Origin of the sequence: Mesorhizobium sp. M5C.F.Ca.IN.020.32.2.1 (assembly GCF_004023105.1) — a bacterium.
GTDB classification, from domain to species: Bacteria; Pseudomonadota; Alphaproteobacteria; order Rhizobiales; family Rhizobiaceae; genus Mesorhizobium; species Mesorhizobium wenxiniae.
This window is the reverse complement of sequence record NZ_RZSX01001299.1, coordinates 1-1,204: the sequence shown is the minus strand read 5'-3', so window position 1 is coordinate 1,204 and position 1,204 is coordinate 1. Positions and strand designations below refer to the sequence as shown.

The 1,204-nt window shown below is 64.3% G+C and carries 2 pseudogenes; both read left to right on the top strand.

Features of this window, described 5'->3' with window-relative positions:
• A pseudogene (locus tag EOA86_RS35415) lies at nucleotides 1-384 on the top strand (ABC transporter ATP-binding protein); the annotation flags it as partial.
• 48 nt (nucleotides 385-432) lie between these two features.
• Nucleotides 433-1,204, top strand: a pseudogene (locus EOA86_RS35410) (molybdopterin-dependent oxidoreductase); the annotation flags it as partial.

Sequence of the window (1,204 nt, the reverse complement as noted above, 5' to 3'; positions counted from 1 at the left end):
GTCAAGGAAGGGACGGTCAATCCTTTTGACGGCGACCTCGATGACTACAAGACGCTGGTCACCGGTGTCTCCGGCGACCGCCGCGGCAAGCGCGAAGCCGAAAAAGCCTCGAAGGCCGACCGCCGCCGCGACGCGGCCGCACGCCGCGCCACCTTCGAGCCGCTGGCCAAGGAAATCCGCGCCACCGAAGCGCTGATGGACCGCATCCGTAAGCGCATCGACTTGATTGAGGACGAACTCGCCAACCCGGCGGTCTATGAAAAGGACCCGTCGACGGCGACACGGCTGGCCAAGGAGCGCTCGCAACTGGCCCAGACGCTGGCCGCCCATGAGGAAAAATGGCTGTCAATGTCGGCGGAATACGAGGAAGGCACGGCGGAGTAGCGCCATCTGGCCCTACACGCCGCCGCCATAAACGGCTAGTTTGGCCCTATGAATCAGCACGCCAAGCTCAGGATCGGCCATTCGGCCTGTCCGCATGATTGCCCCTCGACCTGCGCGCTCGAGGTCGAGCTACTCGACAGCAAGCGCATCGGCCGCGTCCATGGCGCAAAGGCCAACACATATACGTCAGGCGTCATCTGCGCCAAGGTCGCCCGCTATGCCGATCGCGTCCATCACCCCGACCGCTTGTTGAAGCCACTGATCCGCGCCGGCGCCAAAGGCGAGGGCGTCTGGAAGGAAGCGAGCTGGGAGGCCGCACTCGACCTCGTCGCCGAAAAATTCATTGCGGCCGAGGCAAAATGCGGCTCGGAGACGGTCTGGCCCTATTACTATGCCGGCACGATGGGGCTGGTGCAGCGCGACGGCATCGAGCGGCTGCGCCACGCGAAAAATTACTCCGGCTTCTTCGGTTCTATCTGCACCAACCTGGCTTGGACCGGCTGGATGATGGGCGCCGGGGCGTTGCGCGGTCCCGACCCGCGCGAGATGGCCAAGTCGACTGCGTGGTGATCTGGGGCACCAATGCCGTGGTCACCCAGGTCAACGTCATGACCCACGCGATCAAGGCGCGCAAGGAACGCGGCGCCAAAATCGTCGTCATCGACGTCTACGAGAATGCGACGATGAAGCAGGCCGATCTCGGCCTGGTGCTGAAGCCCGGCACCGACGGCGCGCTGGCCTGCGCGGTGATGCATGTGCTGTTCCGTGACGGCATGGCCGACCGCGCCTATTTGGAAAAATACACCGACGACCCGCACGG